Genomic DNA, 20,243 nt, shown 5'->3' with positions numbered 1-20,243 from the left:
AGAATGCGCACTGGCAGATACGTTTCCATGAGCCCGAAATGCTAGCAGACCCCGCCGCCACGACGATGACCCCGCCCTGCCGGAGCCGCGCATGCGCCTGACCCGCTGCCCCGTGGCACTGCCGCTGCACGCCGGGCAGACCGTGACCCTGCCCGAGGACGCCGCCAACCACCTGGTGCGGGTGATGCGCCTGCGCGAGGGCGATGCCTGCGTGCTGTTCAACGGCGACGGCAGCGACTACACGGCGACGCTGCTGGCGGTGGGCAAGCGCGAGGTACAGGTACGGATCGATGCCGCGCAGGCGCTGGACAACGAATCACCGCTGGCGATCACCCTGCTGCAGGGCATCGCCCGCGGCGAGAAGATGGACCTGATCCTGCAGAAGGCGACCGAGCTGGGCGTGACCGCGATCGTCCCGGTCAACGCCGAGCGCACCGAAGTGAAGCTGGATGCCGCGCGTGCGGAGAAGCGCATCGCGCATTGGCGCAGCGTGATCGGCTCGGCCTGCGGCCAGTCCGGCCGCGCCCGCATCCCGGCGCTGTCAGCGCCGCAGGCGCTGGCCACGGCGGCGGCAGCGCTGCCGGCGCAGAGCCTGCGCCTGACCCTGGATCCACAGGGCGCGCACCGGCTGTCGGCGCTGCCGCCGGCGCCGGCCGGCGGGGTGGTGATCGCCATCGGCCCGGAAGGGGGCTGGTCGCCACGCGACCGCCAGCAGTTGGCCGACGCCGGCTTCCAGGGGCTGCAGCTGGGACCGCGCATCCTACGCACCGAGACCGCGGGGCTGGCCGCCATCGCCGCACTGCAGGCGCGGCTGGGCGACCTGTAGGAGCGCACGGCGGTGCGCGGTGTACTGCATGGCGCACCGGGAATGCGCGGCCTGCCCCGCCTGCAACGCCACCTGATCGACCTGTAGGAGCGCACGGCGGTGCGCGGTGTGCTGCATGGCGCACCGGGGATGCGCGGCCTGCCCCGCCTGCAACGCCACCTGATCGACAATGCCCGTGCGGGGCAAGCCCCGCACCTACGGCGCAGATGGCAGCCTGGCGCGTATTGCCGGTGATCGTGCCCACGTAGGTATCGTGGCGCTTGCCCCACACGCGGACCTGCCGGCAATGCCCGTGCGGGGCGGGCCCCGCATCGATGGGGTGGCTTCAGGCCACCGCCGCCAGTGCGGCGACCACCGCGCTTTCGATCGCGTCCAGGTCCGGCAGCAGCGCGCTCTGTTCGCCCAGCAGCACGCGCATGTGCACGCCCTGCGGCAGGCTTTCCTCGGAAGCGTCGGCGAGCAGGCCGTCGCGCGGCACCGCGATCAGCTGCGGGAAGGACTGGGTCAGCAGCGCGAAGTACGGCATCTCCGGGTTGCCGCCCAGCGCCTTGAGCACCACCACCTTGTTGCTGCCGGAGACCGGCTCGTCGCCGCCGTTGAAGCGGGCGTAGGACAGCAGCGGCACTTCCCAGCCCTGCCAGGCGATGTAGCCGGCCAGCCAGTCGGGGGCGCCCTCGATGGGCTGCACCGGCACCCGCGACATCATCTCGGCGACGGTGGCATTGGGCAGCAGCACGCGCTCGGCGCCGGCCTGGATCAGGACGCCACGGACTTCATCGTTGCTTGCATAACTCATGGTCGGTTCCTTGCTCGTGTGCGGCTCAGCCGTAGCTGCGCTGGACCAGCTCGCCGGCGAGGTATTCCGGCGGCCCGGCCGGATGCCCGGCCACGGCCAGCTGGCTGGCGGCTTCGGGGTCATAGCAGCCATCGCCGCTCTGTCCGGCCACCCAGCCGCCGCGCTCGGCGAACGCCAGCGCATCGGGCACCAGCGACGGATCGGCGCCGCTGAGCATGACCACCGCCGAACGTTCCACCGCCAATGCCTGCAACACCGGCGCGGTGTCGTCGGCGAAGCGCAGGCCGCCGGCCTGCGACGCCACCCCGACACCGTCCTGCAGCACGTAGACATTGCCGCCTTCCAGCGCCTGCCCGGCCTCGGCCAGGGCGACCGGCAGCACGGCGACGCGCGACATCTGCTTGACCAGGTTGGCATAGCGGCCGCCGTCCAGGCGCATCTGCACCAGCACCGGCAGCGGGAAATCCTCCGGCAGCGCGCTCAGCAGGCGACGCACCGCATCCGGGCCGCCGATGCCGGCCAGCAGCAGCACCGCGCCCTGGGCGGCGGCCTCCGCGTCCGATTCCAGTGCGACCAGCGAGAACCCACCGGTGTCGATGGCGTCGGTGGCGTCGGCCGGTGCCTGCGCCACCTCGCCGGCCGACGCGGGCGCCGCGGCGGGCGCGACATAGGCGTCGTCGTCGAGCAGCGACCAGCTGTGGAAACTGCCCGGCAGCGACGGCGCACCAGCCGCGAGCGGCGGCTGGGCGTCGGCCAGTGGCGGCAGTTCGGGCGGCACGGCCGGCGCGGGGGCGGGTTCGGCCCTGGCGGGCGCCATGGCCATCAACTCCTCGAAGCTCAGCACTTCGGGGCGGTCGTGACCGGCTGGCGGCGGCGCATAGAGCGTGTCGACCGGCACCTCGTCCAGGTGCTGCGCGGCCTCCTCGACATGGAACTGCAGCGGCGCATCGGCATGGCGCTCGGCCGGGCGCTCGGGCATGCCCGGCTCCGGCAGGGTCAACGCATCCTCTTCCTGGCCGGGCGGCAGCACCTGGTCATGGCCGTGCAGCTTGGCGGCGAGATGGCGCGTCCAGCGCTGCGCGTCCCAGCCTTCGCGGCGCGCGGCCAGCTCGGCCTCCTCGAACATCAGCTCCAGCTGCGGCCCTTCCAGGGCCGGGGCCAGCCGTTCCAGCGCGTCCTCCAGCGCCGGTTCCAGCGCCACCAGCACCATCGTCGGGCCCAGTGCCTGCAACACGGCCGGGTCCAACGCGCCCGGGTCTTCTTCCAGGACCAGCGCGCCACCGGCGGCGAGCACCGCCTCGCGCAGGCGTTCGCGGGCGACGCCGGGGCGCGCCAGCAGCGCCACGGGCCGGGCGCTGGGACGGTCACTCGCGGACACGGGCGATCCCCAGCAGGTCATAGACATTACGCATCAGATCCAGCTCCTGGTACGGCTTGCCGAGATAACGCTGCACGCCGATCTCGAATGCGCGCTGGCGGTGCTTGTCGCCGCTGCGCGAGGTGATCATCACGATCGGCACTTCCTTGTAACGCGGATCGGCGCGCATCGCGGTGGCCAGCTCGTAACCGTCCATGCGCGGCATTTCAATGTCCAGCAGCATCAGGTCGGGCACCCGCTCCTCGAGCCGCTCCAGCGCCTCGACGCCATCGCGCGCCGCCACCACTTCGAAGTTGTGGCGTTCCAGCACGCGGCCGGTGACCTTGCGCATGGTCAGCGAGTCGTCCACCACCATCACCAGCGGCACATGCCGCTGCTGGCCGACGGCCGCCACTTCCACCGGCTGCTGCGGCTGCGAAAGGTGGCGGCGCACCAGCGGCGCCACGTCCAGGATCACCACGACGTTGCCTTCGCCGGTGATGGTGGCGCCGTAGATGCCCGGTACCGAGGCGATCTGCAGGCCGACCGGCTTGACCACGATTTCGCGGTTGCCCAGCACCTGGTCGATCGCCACCGCGGCGCGCAGGTCGCCGGCGCGCACCAGCAGCAGCGGGATCTGCGGCTGGCCCTCGGCCTTGGCCGCGGCCTGCCCGACCAACGTGCCCAGGTCGTGCAGCGCGAAGTCCTCGCCGTTGTAGTGGTAACCGCCCTGGCCGGACTCGAAACGCTCGCGGGCGATGCGGCCGATGCCGCTGACCGATGCCACCGGCACCGCGAAGGTGGTCTCGCCGATGCGCACGAACACCGCCTGGGTGACGGCCAGCGTCTGCGGCAGGCGCAGGGTGAAGGTGACGCCCTGGCCACGCACCGAGTGGATGTCCACCGAGCCGCCGAGCTGGCGCACTTCGTTGCGCACCACGTCCATGCCCACGCCGCGGCCGGCGAGCTGGCTGACCTGCTCGCTGGTGCTGAAACCCGACGCGAAGATCAGGTTGTCCAGGCGCGCGTCGTCCAACTGTTCGCCCGGCTGGATCAAACCGCGCTGCTCGCCGCGGCGGCGGATCGCCTCGCGGTCGAGACCAGCGCCATCGTCGGCCACTTCCAGCACGATTTCCGAGCCTTCGCGGCGCAGGCGCAGGGTGATCGCGCCCTCCTCCGGCTTGCCGGCGGCCAGACGCTGCGCCGGCGTCTCCAGGCCATGGGCCACGGAGTTGCGCAGCATGTGCTCCAGCGGCGCGACCATGCGATCGAGCACGTTGCGGTCGAGTTCGCCGTGGGTGCCTTCCAGGTTCAGGTGCACCTGCTTGCCCAGTTCCTGCGCGGCCTGGCGTACCACGCGGCGCAGGCGCGGCACCAGGCCGTCGAACGGCACCATGCGCGCACGCATCAGCCCGTCCTGCAGTTCGGAACTGACCCGCGACTGCTGCTGCAGCAGGGCGTCGTAATTGCGCGACAGGTCGTCGAGCACGCCCTGCAGGCCGCCCAGGTCGGCCGCCGATTCGTTCAGGGCGCGGCTGAGCTGCTGCAGGGTCGAGAAGCGGTCCAGCTCCAGCGGATCGAATGCCTGGTCGGCCTGCTCCTGCTCGCGGCGGTAGCGGGCGACGATCTGCGCCTCGGTTTCCAGGTCCAGGCGGCGCAGCTGGTCGCGCAGACGGGCGTTGGTGCGGTCCAGCTCGGCCATGGCGCTGCGGAACGCGCCCAGCTGCTGTTCCAGGCGCGAGCGGTAGATCGCGACTTCACCGGCATGGTTGACCAGGCGGTCGAGCAGGTCGGCGCGGACGCGCACCTGCTCCTGGGTACGGGTCGTGCCTTCCTCGTCGACGGCCTGGGCCTCGACCACCGGCGGCGACAACGGCTCGCTGGCGATGGCCGCGGCAGCCACCGGCTGCGGTTCGACCGCGGTCGCCGGCGCTGCAACGGCGTCGGCGCCGACTTCGATGTCGACTCCGGTGACGGCTTCAATTCCGGCAACGGCTTGGCTGTCCGGCGCCACAACGCCTGCGGCATCGGCCGGCGACGACGCTGCCGGATCGGCGGCGCCCGCCGCCTGCCATTCCGGTTCGGCCGCTGCGTCCAGCACCTCGACGGTGGTCGCTGCCTCGGCCTGCGGCGACGGCGGCACGGCGTCCATCGGCACGGCCGCTTCCAGCGCTTCGCCACCACCGGCGGTACGCAGCTCGAACGCCTCGATGAGGTCGACCGGCATCTGCACCGCGCGGTGCGCACCGGTACGGATCAGCAACTGGTGCAGGCGGTCGAAACCCCGTTCGAGCAGCTGCACGTCGCCACGGCCGATCTCGGTGCGGCTGGCCGCCACCGCTTCCAGCAGCGACTCGATGGCGTGGCCGAGATCGCCGATGGCGTTGATGCCGGCCATGCGCGCGCCGCCCTTGAGCGTATGCAGGTCGCGCTGCAGCCCGGCCAGCAGCTCGCGGTCTTCCGGCGCCGAGCGCAGCTCGCTGATCAGACGATCGCAATGGTCGAGCAGGTCCTTGCCTTCCTCGACGAAGATATCGACCAGTTCGCGGTCGAGATCTTCGAAATCGAGCGGGCCGGCATCGAACGCGGCCGCTTCGGCTGCGACAGCCGGCGCCTCGGTCTCATGCAGCGACGGGGTCGGCGACGCGGGCTCGACGCGGGCGTCGCTCCCGGCTTCGGCTTCGGCTTCGGCGTCGTTGATGTCGTGACGGTCGCGTTCAATTCGGGCTTCGGCTTCGGCGTCGTGGATGTCGTGACGCTCGCCTTCAACTCGCGCTTCGGCTTCAACGTCGGCATCGGCTTCGATGCCGGTTTCGGTTTCGGTTTCGGTTTCGGCCTCTACTTCCGCTTCGATGCCGGCTTCAGCTTCAGCTTCAGCTTCGGCCTCGATTTCAATGTCGGCTTCCGCTTCGTTGCCGGTGACGGCCTGGAGCTGGCTTTCGCTTTCGGCTTCGCTGCCGGCTTCCGCGCCGCTGTGAACGTCGGCCTCGGCGCTGCTATCGGCGTCGGTACCCGCCTGGATCCCGAACCGGGCATCCAGCGCCGCGTCGTCGGTGGCGGCCTGGTCCTGGCCGGACGCCGGCGCCAGCGGCGCGACCTCCAGCGACGGCGGCAGGTCGTCCATGGCTTCATCGGTGGTTGTCGCCACGGCATCGGCTACGGCAAACGCGTCGTCGTGGCCTGCTTCGCCCTGCGGCGCGGTATCGTCGACCGCCGACGGTGCGGCGTCGACAAACTGGATGCCGGCATCGGCCGCGATGGCATCGCGCTCCCCGGCCTGGCGCGGCATGTCCGCGTCGGCCGGCATCGCATCCTGCGCCTGCGCCTGCGCCTGCGCCAAGCCGTTGGCCGGCGCGAGCGCCTGCCCGGCGTCATCCGGCAGCACAGCGCCGGCGTCGACGTCCGCCACCGTGTCCTGCAGCGCGCCGGCGCTTTCCAGCCCGGCGTCGGTCGCAGCGGCGAGCGCAGCCTCCACGTCGCCCGTGGCCGCATCGTCCTCCAGCCACTCGAAGACCTGCAGCGCAACCGTCTCCTCCGCCGCAGGGGCGGGAACGGACGCATCTCCGCTGGCGGCGGCATCATGCGCGGGGACATCCGCGAACGACGCTTCCAGCAGCGCCGGGTCGAAGTAGGCGGAAAGATCGCCGATGCCGGCCAGCTCCTGCTCCACCGGCAGCGGCGCCGGTGCGGACGCTGCGGGCACTGTGGCCGCCGACGGCATGGCATCGGCCTCCTCGTCCAGTTCCTCGTGCACCTGCGGCGGCCACTGCGCCTCGGGCAGGGCGTCGGCCAGTTCGCGCAGGCGCGCGGCCAGCGGCGCGAACGACGGGATCAGCGGCGACGGTGCCTGCAGCGCGGTGATGGTGGTGGCCACGGCGGTGGCGGCCTCACCCAGCGCGGCGACGCCCGCGGCGCTGGGCACCACGGCATTGGCCAGCGAGCGCTTGACGAACGATTCGACCGGCGTGGTGACCGCGGTGATCTCCGGCACCTCGGTCATGGCGAAGGCACCGCTCATGGTGTGCACGGCGCGCAGCAGCTGTTCGCTCACCGGCTGCGGCTGCGACTGCGACTGCGCCAGCCACGCCTGGACGGTGGCCAGGTGCTGGCCCACTTCGGCTTCGAGGATCTCGCGCAGTACGCTGTCCACCGATGCCGGGGTACCGGCAGCGGGCGCGGCGACCGGCGCGGCCGCGGCGGTGGCCGGCGCGGCGGACGCGCCGGGAACATGGAACGCTTCCTCGCCCGCGGCCACGCGGTCGGCGATGTCCTGCATGCCGGCCACGTCGGCATGGATGCGACCGTTGCCGCGCAGGGCGGCGTTGAACTGCGGCAGCACGTCATACGCCTGGCTGACCAGGGTAACCACCGCCGGGCTGGCCGGGCGGCTGCCATCGAGCACGCGGTTGAGCATGCTCTCGATCTTCCAGCTGAACTCGCCCAGGGTGCGTGCGCCGACCAGGCGGCCGCTGCCCTTGAGGGTGTGGAACACGCGCCGCACCGGGCGCAGGCGCTCCATGCTCTCGGGCGCGGCGCGCCACGCCGGCAGCAGCCGGCCCAGGTTCTGCAGCTCTTCGTCGAACTCCTCGATGAACACCTCGCGGATGTCCTGGTCGATCTGCTCGGCGTCGTTGTCGAAGCCGCCATCCACGCCTTCGCCGGCCTCGGCCGCGAGCGGCAACACCGGCGCGTCCAGCAGCGGCGGCGCCACGTCGGCCTCGGCGGTTTCGGCAGCGAGCGGATCGAAGGACGCGGCGGCCTTGTCCAGCTCGGCCAGGAATGCGGCGATCTCGTGGTCCGGGGCCGGCGTTCCACCGGCCGCAGCGGCGGCGGTATCGGCTTCGACCCCGGCGGCCGCCGCGGGTGCGGCCGTCTCGTCGTCGGCGAACCCGAACGACGACGCGTCGAACGACAGCGGCGCCACGGACGGATCCGGCATGGCCTCGTCCGCCGTCCACGCGGCGGCATCGCCCAGCTCGCCAGCGGCGACGCCCGGCGCAGCGGCATCCGTGGTAACTGCGTCGCTGGCGTCATCGGCAGCGAACGGCTCCAGCGCCAGCCCGGTATCGGCAGAAAGATCCAGCGGCGCGACGCTCAAATCCGCCTCGGCCGCGGCCGGCAGCCCTTCGGCGGCGACCGGATCGAAGGCCCCGAAGCCGTCGCCGGCGTCCCACGACGGCAGCGGCGGTGGTTCCGCGACCGGCGCGGTCCACGGCGGCGGCGCATGGATGGCATCACCGAACACCAGGGGCGTGGCGGCCGGTGCGGGCGCCTGCACGGGTGCCTGCGGCACCTCGACCGGCGCCGGCGCGGCGGCAGCGGGCGCCACCTCCGCCGCTTCCGGGAAATCGATGGCGAACGCCGGGGCGGCGTCCTCGTGCCGGCCCGCGGCGGGTACCGGCCAGTAGCGCAGCGCCTCCAGGCTGCTGCGGGTGATGTCCAGGATCTCCTCGCGGCCGGGGCGCCGCTCGCGCAGCGCCTCCAGGTAGTACTCGAGGCTGGCCATGGCGTCGGCCAGCGTGTCCAGCTGGCGCCCGCCGGGAATGCGCTTGCGCCCGATCAGCTCCACGCCGATGTACTGGCGGATGCCGTTCATGTAGTCCGCCGGCACCCGCAGGTCGAGCATGCGCAGCGCGCCGGACACTTCGTCGAGCAGGCGCGGCACGTCCTGCAGGCGCGCGTGGTCCCAATTGGTCTCGATGAAGGCGACGAACGCCTCGCGCGCGGCGGCGAAATTGGCGATGGCTTCATGCGCCAGCACTTCGACCGTGCGCCGGGTCTCCACCGCGGCCGGATCCTCGTCGCCTTCCAGCGCGGCGCCAAGGTAGGCGACCTGGTCGTCCAGCGAGGCATCGACGTAGAGCAGCGCCCCGGCGATGTCCAGCAGCAGGTTGTCGTCGATGGGACGGCTGCCTTCCACCACCTCGCGCAGCGCGTCGCGCTGCTGCGCGACCACGCCGCGGGCCACGCCCAGCCCCATCACGCCCAGGGTGTCGGACACCGCGCCCAGTTCGTTGACCTGGGTCTGCAGGTCGGCGGTCGCCCCGCCGGTGCGCACGTGCAGGTCCAGTGCGTCCTTGATCCGCAGCAGTTCTTCCTTGACCGCGTTGCCGACCGTGTCCAGCAGCTCGCGGTTGCGCCCCTGCAGGCTGCCGCGCGCGTGTTCCAGTTCGGCCTCGCTGGCCTTGCCCGCTTCCGGATCGAATGCCAGCAGCACGCCTTCGTTGATGCCCTCGGCGGCACGCGCGGCGCGGATCTCGTTGAGCAGCGGCAACAGCACGATCGGGATGTCGCGATGACCGTTCTGCAGGCGCTCCAGGTAGTCGGGCAGCAGCACGGTGCCGCGCATCAGGGTGGCGCAGGCCTCGTCGCGGTCCGGCACGGCGCCCTCGCGCACGGCGTCGGCCAGCAGCTCCAGCTCCTCGGCCACCATCGCCGGGGCATACAGCTCGACCATCCGCAGCGTGCCCTGCACCTGGTGCAGGTAGCCGGCGCAGAAGCGCATGCGGCTGGCATCGGCCGGGTCCTCGACGAAGTACTCGATCTCGCTGCGCGCCTGGCGCAGGGTCTCGTCCAGCTCCGGCTTGACCCAGCCCAGCGCCGCGTGGCTCATCGCATCGCGCAAGGTACTCATCGCACTCTCCCGTGCAGCATCGTTCGCTTGCCGTCCGGGCGGCCCTGTTGTGCGGTATGACGACACTTCATCTGCTGGTTCCTTTCCATCCCCGCCCGTTCAACCGGTTCAGGCCGGAAGCTTGAAGTCGGCCACCGAACGCCGCAGGTCCGCCGCCAGCTGGTTGAGCTGGCCCAGCGAATCGGCGGTCTGCCCGGCGCCCTGCGAGGTCTGGCCGGTGATCTGCCGGATCACGCCCATGGTCTGGGTGATGTCGGTAGCGGCGGCGGCCTGCTGGTGGGCGGCAATGGAGATGTTCTTGATCAGGGTGTTGAGCGCGTTGGACACGCGTTCGATTTCGGTCAGCGCGGTACCCGCGTCCTCGGCCAGGCGCGCGCCCGACACCACTTCGGCGGTGGTCTGTTCCATCGAGGTCACCGCTTCGTTGGTGTCGGCCTGAATGGCCTGCACCAGGCCTTCGATGCGCCGGGTCGCACCGGAGGTACGTTCCGCCAGTCGCTGCACTTCGTCGGCCACGACCGCGAAACCGCGGCCCGCCTCGCCGGCCGACGCCGCCTGCACGGCCGCGTTCAACGCCAAGATGTTGGTCTGCTCGGAAATGTCGTTGATCAGTTCCACGATCGAGCCGATCTCCTGCGACGACTCGCCCAGGCGCTTGATGCGCTTGGAGGTTTCCTGGATCTGGTCGCGGATCTGGTCCATGCCCTGGATCGTCTGGCGCACCACGCCGGCACCCTCGGTGGCAATGACCACCGAGCGCTGCGCCACTTCGGCCGACTCGCTGGAGTTGCGAGACACCTGTTCGATGGACGAGGCGATTTCGCCGATGCGGTCCGAGGCGCTGGTGATCTCGTCGGCCTGGTGGCCGGCCGCCTCGGCCAGCTGCATGGCGGTGGCCTGGGTTTCCTGCGCCGACACCGCCACCTTGCTGGAGATGTCGTTGATGGTGGTCACCAGGTGCCGCAGCTCGTCCACGGCGTAGTTGATCGCGTCGGCGATGGCACCGGTCATGTCCTCGGTCACCGAGGCCTTCACCGTCAGGTCGCCTTCACCCAGCGAGCTGATTTCGTCCAGCAGGCGCATGATCGCCTGCTGGTTGCGGCTGTTGAACTCCACCTGGGTCTGGTAGCGCAGTTCCTGCTCGCGCGAGCGGCTGCGCACCGTACTCCACACGAAGCCGATGATCGACAGCACCGACAGCGCGCCGAACACCACGCTCCACCAGAAGTTCGGGAAGATGCGGGTGTCGCGGGTGGAGCCGAACGCGGAGAACGCGTCGAACAGCTTGCGGCTGTTGTCCAGCATGCGGTCCGAGCCACTGGCCAGCGCCGCAGCCGAGGACTGCGCGGCGAACAGGTTGCGCGAGCTGGCCAGGATCGCGTCGGCGTCCTTCTTCATCTTGGTCCACTGGCTGGCCGACTGCTCCAGCGCCACCTGCGCGGCGGGGTTGCGCACGGCGGCGATGCCCAGCTCCTCGCTGCCGTTGCGCAGGCCTTCCAGCACCTGGGTGAACACGGTCATGTCGCGCGCCAGCGCGTCGCCGGCGCCGCTGGCGCCGGGGCCGCCGGCGCGGATTTCGGTGACGCGGCGGGCCATCGAGCCGACCACCACGACCTGCTGCAGGCCGTTGTAGATCTGGCTGGACTGGGCGCCGCCGGCGGTCATCGCGCGCACCACTTCGTTCAGCTGCGCCTGCAGCTGCGGCACCGCGCCGACGAAGCTGTCGGCGTTGCCGGCCAGCGCCAGCACCGCGGGCTCGCTGGCCACGATCTGCTCGGCGTTCTTGGACAGCGGCTGCCAGGTCTCGACCAGCTGCCGCAGCGGCGTGGCCACACCGGCCTCCTGGCCGAACCGGCCCTGCAGCTCGCCCACGGTGCGGTCGACCCGCGCGCGGGTGTCCTTGAACGCGGCGTAGGCCGCGCGGTTGCCGGCCACCGCCTCGCGGCCCTGGTTGGCCAGCTGCTGCGACAGCACCTGCAGGTCGGCCGCGCCGGTGCCCGCGCCGGCCAGGCGGCTGCCCTGCCAGGTCGCGACGCCGGTATTGGCGCCGAACACGATCATCGACAGCACCAGCAGGCCCAACCAGAAATTGGTACTCACGTTGCCAAGCTTGCTGGTCTTGGCGGCGTCCGGAGCAGTACTCATGTTTCGACCTCGGTATCCAATACGGAAAGGCGGGCCCGCACTCAGGCGGCGGCCTGCCGGAATTCAGGCGTGCGCGACAGCAGGGAAAGCGAGAACACCCCCCAGTCGTGGTCGCCGTCATTGAAGGCGTGCTCGACGAAATGGGCGTAGCGGCCCTGGGCGATGTCGCCGGCCGGCACCCGGGTGGACAGCTCGAAACTACGCTGCCCGTAGAGCTCGTCGATGCTGATGGCGACGTCGCCGCCGGTCTGGCGCATGATCAGCACCCGGTGGCCTTCCTGCTGGACGGTGCGCTGACCCTCCAGGAAGTACTTCAGGTCCACCACCGGGAACAGGTTGCCGCGCAGGTTGCCCACGCCCAGCAGCCAGGGCTGCGCGCCCGGCACCGGGGTCACCGGCGGCATCGGCACGATCTCGACCACCTCGCGGAAATCGGACACCAGGCGCCGGCTGCCGATGCGGTAGCCCACGCCACGCCACACGTCGGCGGAAAAATGCCGTTCCGGCAGCTGCACCGCGTGCGCCAGGCTGCGCCGCTCATAGGCCTCGAGGATGTCGAAGGGAGATCGCATCAACCCACCAGTTTGTTGATCCGCGCGATCAGGTCGTCCTCGCGCGGCGGCTTGACCACGTAATCCGACGCGCCCTGGCGCATGCCCCAGGCCATGTCGGTCTCCATGCTCTTGGTGCTGACGATCAGCACCGGGATGCCGCGCGTGGCCTCGTCGCGCGACAGCGCGCGGGTGGCCTGGAACCCGCTCATGCCGGGCAGCACCACGTCCATCAGCACCAGCTGCGGCGCCTGGCTGCGCGCCATCTGCAGGCCGTCCTCGGCATTGTCGGTGGCGAGCACTTCGTGCCCGGCCTTCTCCAGCCATTGCGTGAACACCGCCCGGTCGGTCGGTGAGTCCTCGATCAACAGGATTCGAGCCATGTGCCTTACCCCCTGGTCAGGCGTTGACGTATGTACGGATGGCGCCCAGCAGTTCTTCGCGGGTGAAAGGCTTGGTCAGGTACTGCTCGGAGCCGACGATGCGGCCGCGCGCCTTGTCGAACAGGCCGTCCTTGGAGGACAGCATGATCACCGGCGTGGACTTGAACAGCTGGTTGCCCTTGATGAGCGCGCAGGTCTGATAGCCGTCCAGCCGCGGCATCATGATGTCGACGAAGATGATCTGCGGCTGCTGGTCGGCGATCTTGGCCAATGCCTCGAAACCGTCGGTCGCGGTCACGACCTCGCAGCCCTCGCGCTTGAGCAGTGTCTCGGCGGTACGGCGGATGGTCTTCGAATCGTCGATGACCATCACCTTCAACCCTGCGAGTTCCCCACCCGCAGCCATGTTTTCAACCATTGCGATTTCCCCGGGCGCGCAGCGCGCCATCTGAACGTGGAGCTGCTGCGAAAGCGGTCTATATCCCAGCCCGGCCGCAAACTGTCAAGGGCCGCCGTCAGCGCAGGGCCATCGCCGCCCGCAGTGTGAACCCCATCGCAGTCGCTGCGCGGGGCCATTCAGCCCCGCAACGCTCCGGACCGCGCGTGGCGCTGGGCGCCCGTCGTGCCGGGGCGCTACCATCGCCGCCTGACCCGAACGGCCGTGGATCATGCTGGACGTCATCGTGGTGATGGACCCCATCGCCCAAATCAAGATCGCCAAGGACACCACCTTCGCCATGCTGCTGGAAGCCCAGCGGCGCGGCCACCGCCTGCATTACGTGCGCCCCGGCGGGCTGGCGCTGGAGGGCGGCGCCGCCGTGGCCGAGACCGCGCCGCTGCAGGTGCGCGACGACCCGGCCGGCTGGTTCACCCTGGGCAGCTACACCCGCACCGCGTTCGGCCCCGGCCAGATCGTGCTGATGCGCAAGGACCCGCCGTTCGACGGCGAGTTCCTGTACGACACCCAGGTGCTGTCGGTGGCCCAGGCCGCCGGCGCCTGCGTGGTCAACGACCCGCAGGGGCTGCGCGACTACAACGAGAAGCTGGCCGCGCTGCTGTTCCCGCAATGCTGCCCGCCGACCCTGGTCAGCCGCAGCGCCGCCGCGCTCAAGGCGTTCGCCCTCGAGCACGGCCAGGTGGTGCTCAAGCCGCTGGACGGCATGGGCGGGCGTTCGATCTTCCGCAGCGGCACCGGCGACCCCAACCTCAACGTGATCCTGGAAACGCTGACCGACGGTGGCCGCCGGCTGGCGCTGGCGCAGCGCTTCATCCCCGACATCAGCGCCGGCGACAAGCGCATCCTGCTGATCGACGGCGAGCCGGTCGACTACTGCCTGGCGCGGATCCCGCAGGGCGACGAGTTCCGCGGCAACCTGGCCGCCGGCGGCCGCGGCGAAGGCCGCCCGCTGAGCGAGCGCGACCGCTGGATCGCCGCCCAGGTCGGCCCGGAGATGAAGCGGCGCGGCATGCGCTTCGTCGGCCTGGACGTGATCGGCGACTACCTCACCGAGGTCAACGTCACCAGCCCGACCTGCGCCCGCGAGCTCGACGCCCAGTTCGGCCTGAACATCGCCGGCCAGCTGTTCGACGCGCTCGAGGCCGGCCTGCGGCGATGAGCGTACCCGTGGATGCCCTGCCGCCGCCGGCGCGCATCACCGAGCAGCAACGGCTGGGCGCCACGCTGACGCTCTCGCTGCTGGTGCACGGGCTGCTGATCCTGGGGGTGGGCTTCGCGGTCGGCGGCAACGCGCCGCTGGTACCGACGCTGGACGTGATCTTCAGCCAGACCAGCACGCCGCTGACGCCGGAACAGGCCGATTTCCTGGCCCAGGCCAACCAGCAGGGCGGCGGCGACCACGACACGCCGCAACGGCCGCGCGACAGCCAGGCCGGCATCGTGCCACGCGCCGATGACGGCATCGCGCCGGTGCCGACGCAACGCCAGGCCGCCGCCGCGCCCCCGCCGCCGCAGGCGCGCGTGGTCAGCAGCACCCGCGGCGAGGACGTGGTGGCCCAGGCGCAGCCGCAACCGCTGCCCGAACGCCCTGCGCCGGACGCGCCGATGACCGCGCGCGAACAGCGCGACGCGGAGATGGCACGGCTGGCCGCCGAGGTGCACCTGCGCTCGGAGCAGTACGCCAAGCGCCCGAACCGCAAGTTCGTCTCGGCCAGCACCCGCGAGTATGCATACGCGAACTACCTGCGCGCCTGGGTCGACCGCGCCGAGCGCGTGGGCAACCTGAACTACCCGGACGAAGCGCGCCAGCGCCGTCTCGGCGGCCAGGTGGTGATCACCGTGGGCGTGCGCCGCGACGGCAGCGTGGAAAGCAGCCGCATCCTGCGCAGCAGCGGCACGCCACTGCTGGACGCGGCGGCGCTGCGGGTGGTGGAGCTGGCGCAGCCGTTCCCGCCGCTGCCGCGCACCAGCGACGACATCGACATCCTGCAGGTCACCCGCACCTGGGTGTTCCTGCCCGGCGGCCAGCTGCATGACGACCGCTGAGGCGCAGGCGCCGGCCGATGCCGACGCCTGCCGTGGCGCCTACTGCGCCGGCGCGAGCAGCGTCTTCTTCCAGAACTCGATGCCGGCCCAGAAGATGTAATCGCGGTTCTCGCGCTTGTGGAAGCCGTGGCCCTCGTTGCGCGCCAGCACGTGCCAGGCGTCGCCGCCCTGCGCGCGCAGCGCCTTGACGATCTGCTCGGCCTCGGAAGCCGGCACCCGCGGATCGTTGCCGCCGGCGGCGACCATCAGCGGAATGCGGATCTTCCCGACATTGCGCAACGGCGATATCTCCGCCAGCCGGGCACGCTGGGCCGGATCGCGCTCGTCGCCGTACTCCACCCGCCGCAGGTCGCGCCGGTACGCCTGGGTGTTTTCCAGGAAGGTCACGAAATCGGAAATGGCGACGGCGCAGCTGGCCGCGCGCAGACGGTCGCTGTAATGCACCGCCGAGGCATAGCACATGTAGCCGCCGTAGCTGAAGCCGTAGACCGCGAACCGCGCCGCATCCAATGCCGGATCGGCCGCCAGCGCGTCGATGAACGCACCGATGTCCTTGACCGAGTCCTCGCGCTTCCACGGGCCGTTGTCCAGGTCCAGGAAGCGGGTGCCGTAGCCGGAGGAGCCGCGCACGTTGGGCAGGAACAGAGCCACGCCGAGCTCATTGAGCAGATAGTTGTCGGCACCGAGGAAGCCGGGCCGGCTCTGCCCTTCCGGGCCGCCATGGATGTCCATGATCAGCGGGCGCTTGCCCGGGAAGCGGGCGGGATCGGGGCGGTACAGGAAGCCGGACACCTTCTCGCCGTCGAAACTGGCGACTTCCACCCGCTCCGGCTCGCGGTTGCGCTCCAGGTCCAGTCCACCGGCCTCGCTCCGGGTCCAGCGCCGGACCGCCAGCGTCCGCGCGTCGATCGAATAGACGTCGCCGGGCACCTTGGCCGAGGACAGGCTCAGGCCGATCTCGCCCCATGGCGCGATCTGCAGCAGCTGGCCGATGCTCCAGTCCAGGACACCGTCGGGCAGGCCGTCGACCTGCCGCAGGTTGGCCCCGGCGCCGTCGCCCACGCGCAGCCGCGACACGCCGCCGTCGTTGATCGCATAGACCAGTACCTGCTCGTCGTCCGATACCGCGTAGTCGGTCACGTCCCAGCGCGGTTCGCGGCTGACCGCGGTGAACGCGCCGCTGCGCGGGTCCAGCTTGCCCAGCCGGACGAAATCCGAATCGCGGTTGGAAAGCACCCAGATCCGGCCGTCGCGGGCATAGCGCGCGTCGGCATAGGACGCGCGCCCGCGCGCCGGGGTCAGCACCTTCATCGCGCCGCTGCGCAGGTCGACCTCGGCCAGCACGGCGTGGTTGATCGACAGCCGGTTGATGGCCAGCGCATGCGCGCCGTCGGGCGAGAAGTCGGAAATGTTCCAGCCGCCGCCGCTGACCTGCGCGACCATCCGGTCGCTGCCCGGCCGTGCCGGGTCCAGCACGTAGAGGTCCATGTCCGCGCCGTTGCGCCGCGAGGACGCATACCCGAGCAGGCGCCCGTCACGGCTCCAGCTGCCGAACCAGTTGCGCGAACGACCGTCGGTCAACAGCTCCAGGCGGCCGTCCTTCAGCAGGTACAGCTGGAAGAACTCGTTGCCGCCGATGTCCTTCTGCACCACCAGGTGACCGCTGTCGCCGGGGGCGTGGCTGGCGAAGGGCACCGGCTCGGCCTCGAAGCTGAGCTGGGTGCGCGCGGCGCCCGGCGACTGCACGCTGTGCAGCTGGTCGGTGCCGCCGAAGCGGGTCTTGATCAGGACCGAGCGGTTCTGCGGGTCCCAGCCCAGGAAGGCGGCGCGACGGAATTCCAGGTAGCGGGCGCTGGCCTCCGCGGTCGCCGCGGGAATGGCCGGAACGCCGTCGGCATGGATCGCCGGCGGCACCGGAACCGCCGCGGCCGCACCGCCGGCGACGGCCAGTGCCGCCGCCAGCAGCGCATGGAGTGCATGATTCATTTCTGCTCCTTGTCGGTTGGCGGCCGCGCCGCTCAGAACTTCACCCGCACGCCGGCGGTGTAGTAGGCCCCCATCACGTCGTAATAGGGCGAGAACGTCGCGGCGATGGGCGCCTTCTTGTTGAAGACGTTGTTGGCGCTGGCATACAGCTCCACCCTGCCCTCGCCGCCCAGCCGGTAGGCGCCGCCGACGTCGTAGTACACGTAGCTGCCGATCCGGTTGTTGACGATGTTCTGGTTGCGGTCGTAGTCGCCCGCGGACAGGTAGCGCGCGCGTGCGTTGACCGAGAACGCATCGCTGTCGAAGGCGATGCTGGACACCGCGCGCCACTTCGGCACGCCCAGGCCGAACGCATAGCCCTGCGAGCCCACGTACTCCATGCGCTTGACCCCGTCGTCGGTGCTCAGGCTGTTGACCCAGGTCGCCAGGGTGCGCAGGCGCAGCCGCCCGGGCACGCCGAACAGGCGCGCGTCGCGGCGGTAGGAGGCTTCCAGGTCGACGCCGTCGGTCTTGTATTGGGACAGGTTGGTGTAGGTGGAGACGATGCGGGTGATGTTTCCTCCCGCGTCGCGCTCGACCCGGCTGCACAGTTCGGCATTGCCGGCGGCACAGCGGTTGAGGATGTCCTGCAGCCCGATCGTGGTGATCACGTCCTTGATGTCGATGTTGAAATAATCCAGCGACAGGTCCAGTCCTTCGACCGCCCGCGGCGACCAGCTCAGCCCAGCGGTCAGGGTGTCCGCCGTTTCCGGACGCAGCCCCGGGTTGCCGCCACCGTTGCTCAGCGCATACACGGTCTGGTTGTTGGTCGGGTCGGTGACGTAACTCCAGCCGGTGGTGGTGGTGGTGAACAGCTCGCCCAGGTTGGCCGAGCGGATATCGCGGGAACGGGCGATGCGGCCGCGGAAGCCATCGACGAACTCGTTGGTGAAGCCGAGCTTCCACGACCAGATCGAACCGGTGGTGTTGTAGTCGGAGATGCGCGCGGCCGCGCTCAGCGCCAGGTTGTTCAGGCCGGGCACGTCCCTGACCAGCGGCACCAGCACCTCGCCGAAGGCTTCCTTGACGTTGAACGCGCCTTTCATCGCACTGAAGTTGAACGAACGGAAGGCCTTGGCCGCGTCCAGCGCGCCGACACGCTGGTCGATCGCCTCGCGCCGGCCCTCCACGCCGAACGCGACCGAGACCGCGCCTGCCGGGAGTTCCCAAGGCTCGCCGCGCAGGCTCGCACCAAACACGTCCAGCGTGGTCTTGGCACGCTGCTGCGGTGTGCCGGTCACGTAGTCGATGGCCTCCTGCGACGGCGCGCCTTCGCCGAACACGTTGATCGGCACGCAGTGCAGCGCCGGGTTGCCGAGGCTGACGCGGCATACCGGCTTGCCGGTGGCCGGGTCGATCACCGAATCGATGGCGTTGGCCCATGCCTCGCGCAGGATGAACCCAGGCGTATCGAAGTTCGCCTCGGCCTCGCCATGGCTGTAGTACGCGCTCCAGCGCCAGTCGCCGGCGTAGCCATCCAGGGCGAGCGTGGCCTGCGTGGTCTTGCGCTCGAAATCGATGTGCGGGTAGTTGATGTCGTTGTTGAAGCGGCCGATGCGCAGCTTGGTTTCACCCGCCTGCTGCATCGCTTCGCGCACGTGCTGCGGCAGGTAGGCGTTGTCGATGCCGATATCCAGGTTGTTGCGGTTGTGGTCACCGAACCAGATGTAGTTGTTGTACATCCGCGAGTGGCGCACTTCGGCGGTCAGGCGCACATCGTCGTTCAGGTCATAACGGCCGCTGGCGAGCACCGAATACCGCTTCTGCGGCGCGCTGAGCGGGCTGTAGTCGTCGTTCGATGGCCCCTCGCCGCCGCTCATCAGCGCACCGACGACATGCCCGTACTGGAAGTCGCGCAGCGATCCGTCCGGGTTGAACGCCTTGCCCTTGAGCACGCCGGACAGGATCAGGCCACCGTAGCCTGCGTCGGAGAAGCCGACATCGGGCGTCAGCTGGTACTGGCCATTGCCGATGGACAACGTCGACCAGCGACCGGCGCGGCTGCGCGAACTGCGCGGCACGATGCCGTCGTTGTCGAGGAACTCGCCGCCGACCAGGAAATGGCCGCGGCCGTCGGCGAAATCCGTGCCCCAGGCCGCCTCGAAGCGCTTCTCCTTGCCGTCGTCGTAGGTGGACTGCCCGGCCTGGGCGCCGGCCTTGAAGCCGACGAAGTCGTGGTCCAGGGTGATGTTGACCACGCCGCCGACCGCACCCGAGCCCCACGCCGCGGAGGCACCACCGGTCACCACGTCGACACTTTTCACGACGATCGACGGGATCGTGTTCAGGTCGTTGTCGCTGGAGATGCGGCGGCCGTCCTGCAGCACCAGGGTGCGCGAGATGCCCAGCCCGCGCAGGTCGACCGGCGCATTGCCGGCACCGGTGTTGGAACCGGTGGTCTGTGGCGAACTGGTCGCGCGGAACTGTGGCAGGTCGTTGAGCGCGGCACCGATGTTGGTGCGCGTGTCGAGTTTCAGCTCTTCGGCGGTGATCGGCAGGGTCGGCGTCGGCGCCACCAGTTCGGGGCGGTCGATACGCGAGGCGGAGACGCTGACCGTGGCGAGATCGCTGACCTTGCGATCGCTGCCTTCTTCCTTGGCCTGGGCATGGACGTCGGCGGAGGCGGCCAGGGTGGCCAGGACGCACAACGTCAGGGGATGAAGCGGGAGTGGCTTGCGCATGTGTTCGTTACCCGGATTCGCGATGACTGTGGGACGCCCGCAGGGGGCGTACCGACAGTGCCAACTCGTGAACGAACAAAGCGCAGTGTCTGGGGGAAGACGAATTTCATTGCGCCTGCAACCGGATTTTCCGGCGGATCGGGCCCAGCGGCCGGCTCAGCGCCGGGGCGCGCAAACGCCCGCCGCATGGGGCGCGACGCCGCCTGGCCGGATTCGACCTGCGGATCCACCGTCTCTCGCAGGGTGAACTGCATCACGCTCGACCACGCGACGAAGAGCGGACGGTTTCTTCCGCAACCGCCGCCGTAGCGGCACATATCAGCCGCGACTGCGCGGATTTTC

12 protein-coding genes are annotated in these 20,243 nt (G+C 70.4%); 3 read left to right on the top strand and 9 right to left on the bottom strand.

Annotated elements, in window-relative coordinates; genetic code table 11:
- Window positions 1-91: 91 nt before the first annotated feature.
- A complete protein-coding gene (locus AC06E6_RS02540; RefSeq protein WP_312346854.1) occupies window positions 92-826 on the top strand; it encodes a 16S rRNA (uracil(1498)-N(3))-methyltransferase in 735 nt (244 codons plus the stop codon).
- Window positions 827-1,151: 325 nt separating this feature from the next.
- On the opposite strand, the gene AC06E6_RS02535 is transcribed toward AC06E6_RS02540, so the two are convergent.
- The 7 genes from AC06E6_RS02535 to pilG form a co-directional block, all read right to left on the bottom strand.
- Entirely contained in the window at window positions 1,152-1,622 is a 471-nt protein-coding gene (locus AC06E6_RS02535) for a chemotaxis protein CheW (RefSeq protein ID WP_104939346.1), read from the bottom strand.
- Window positions 1,623-1,647: 25 nt separating this feature from the next.
- A complete protein-coding gene (locus AC06E6_RS02530) occupies window positions 1,648-3,000 on the bottom strand; it encodes a chemotaxis protein CheB (RefSeq protein ID WP_478060187.1) in 1,353 nt (450 codons plus the stop codon).
- Window positions 2,987-9,613 (bottom strand): hybrid sensor histidine kinase/response regulator, encoded by a 6,627-nt coding sequence (locus AC06E6_RS02525; RefSeq protein WP_478060186.1) that lies wholly within the window; start codon window positions 9,611-9,613, stop codon window positions 2,987-2,989. Before AC06E6_RS02525 ends, AC06E6_RS02530 begins: the two co-directional genes overlap by 14 nt.
- Before the next feature lie 108 nt (window positions 9,614-9,721).
- Window positions 9,722-11,758: a methyl-accepting chemotaxis protein gene (locus tag AC06E6_RS02520; RefSeq protein WP_104939350.1), complete on the bottom strand. Its 2,037-nt coding sequence runs from the start codon at window positions 11,756-11,758 to the stop codon at window positions 9,722-9,724.
- 41 nt (window positions 11,759-11,799) lie between these two features.
- On the bottom strand, window positions 11,800-12,330 hold the full coding sequence (locus tag AC06E6_RS02515) for a chemotaxis protein CheW (RefSeq protein WP_104939351.1): 531 nt from the start codon (window positions 12,328-12,330) through the stop codon (window positions 11,800-11,802).
- On the bottom strand, window positions 12,330-12,692 hold the full coding sequence (locus AC06E6_RS02510; RefSeq protein WP_055771240.1) for a response regulator: 363 nt from the start codon (window positions 12,690-12,692) through the stop codon (window positions 12,330-12,332). The genes AC06E6_RS02515 and AC06E6_RS02510 overlap by 1 nt, the downstream gene beginning before the upstream one ends.
- Before the next feature lie 16 nt (window positions 12,693-12,708).
- Entirely contained in the window at window positions 12,709-13,110 is a 402-nt protein-coding gene (pilG, locus tag AC06E6_RS02505; RefSeq protein ID WP_054667142.1) for a twitching motility response regulator PilG, read from the bottom strand.
- Window positions 13,111-13,357: 247 nt separating this feature from the next.
- Here pilG and gshB point away from each other — a divergent pair, with 247 nt between their 5' ends.
- Both gshB and tolA read left to right on the top strand, forming a co-directional pair.
- Window positions 13,358-14,308, top strand: a complete 951-nt coding sequence (gshB, locus tag AC06E6_RS02500) for a glutathione synthase (protein WP_104939352.1) — start codon at window positions 13,358-13,360, stop codon at window positions 14,306-14,308.
- Window positions 14,305-15,195, top strand: coding sequence for a cell envelope integrity protein TolA (tolA, locus tag AC06E6_RS02495; RefSeq protein ID WP_240212178.1), 891 nt, complete (start codon window positions 14,305-14,307; stop codon window positions 15,193-15,195). Before gshB ends, tolA begins: the two co-directional genes overlap by 4 nt.
- A 39-nt stretch (window positions 15,196-15,234) precedes the next feature.
- On the opposite strand, the gene AC06E6_RS02490 is transcribed toward tolA, so the two are convergent.
- Window positions 15,235-17,181: a S9 family peptidase gene (locus AC06E6_RS02490; protein ID WP_478060183.1), complete on the bottom strand. Its 1,947-nt coding sequence runs from the start codon at window positions 17,179-17,181 to the stop codon at window positions 15,235-15,237.
- A gap of 32 nt (window positions 17,182-17,213) precedes the next feature.
- Window positions 17,214-19,901, bottom strand: coding sequence for a TonB-dependent receptor domain-containing protein (locus AC06E6_RS02485; RefSeq protein WP_478060181.1), 2,688 nt, complete (start codon window positions 19,899-19,901; stop codon window positions 17,214-17,216).
- Window positions 19,902-20,243: the final 342 nt, after the last annotated feature.

Source organism: Stenotrophomonas sp. Steno-Z10-HUANG (assembly GCF_056393075.1).
Note: the sequence above shows the minus strand (reverse complement) of the source record. Positions and strands in the feature narration are given on the sequence as shown.

Bases quoted from the DNA above. Each gene is read 5' to 3' on its own strand.
- AC06E6_RS02540 (WP_312346854.1), top strand. From the start codon at position 92: ATGCGCCTGACCCGCTGCCCCGTGGCACTGCCGCTGCACGCCGGGCAG.
- AC06E6_RS02535 (WP_104939346.1), bottom strand. From the start codon at position 1,622: ATGAGTTATGCAAGCAACGATGAAGTCCGTGGCGTCCTGATCCAGGCC.
- AC06E6_RS02525 (WP_478060186.1), bottom strand. From the start codon at position 9,613: ATGAGTACCTTGCGCGATGCGATGAGCCACGCGGCGCTGGGCTGGGTC.
- AC06E6_RS02520 (WP_104939350.1), bottom strand. From the start codon at position 11,758: ATGAGTACTGCTCCGGACGCCGCCAAGACCAGCAAGCTTGGCAACGTG.
- AC06E6_RS02515 (WP_104939351.1), bottom strand. From the start codon at position 12,330: ATGCGATCTCCCTTCGACATCCTCGAGGCCTATGAGCGGCGCAGCCTG.
- AC06E6_RS02510 (WP_055771240.1), bottom strand. From the start codon at position 12,692: ATGGCTCGAATCCTGTTGATCGAGGACTCACCGACCGACCGGGCGGTG.
- pilG (WP_054667142.1), bottom strand. From the start codon at position 13,110: ATGGTTGAAAACATGGCTGCGGGTGGGGAACTCGCAGGGTTGAAGGTG.
- tolA (WP_240212178.1), top strand. From the start codon at position 14,305: ATGAGCGTACCCGTGGATGCCCTGCCGCCGCCGGCGCGCATCACCGAG.
- AC06E6_RS02490 (WP_478060183.1), bottom strand. From the start codon at position 17,181: ATGAATCATGCACTCCATGCGCTGCTGGCGGCGGCACTGGCCGTCGCC.
- AC06E6_RS02485 (WP_478060181.1), bottom strand. From the start codon at position 19,901: ATGCGCAAGCCACTCCCGCTTCATCCCCTGACGTTGTGCGTCCTGGCC.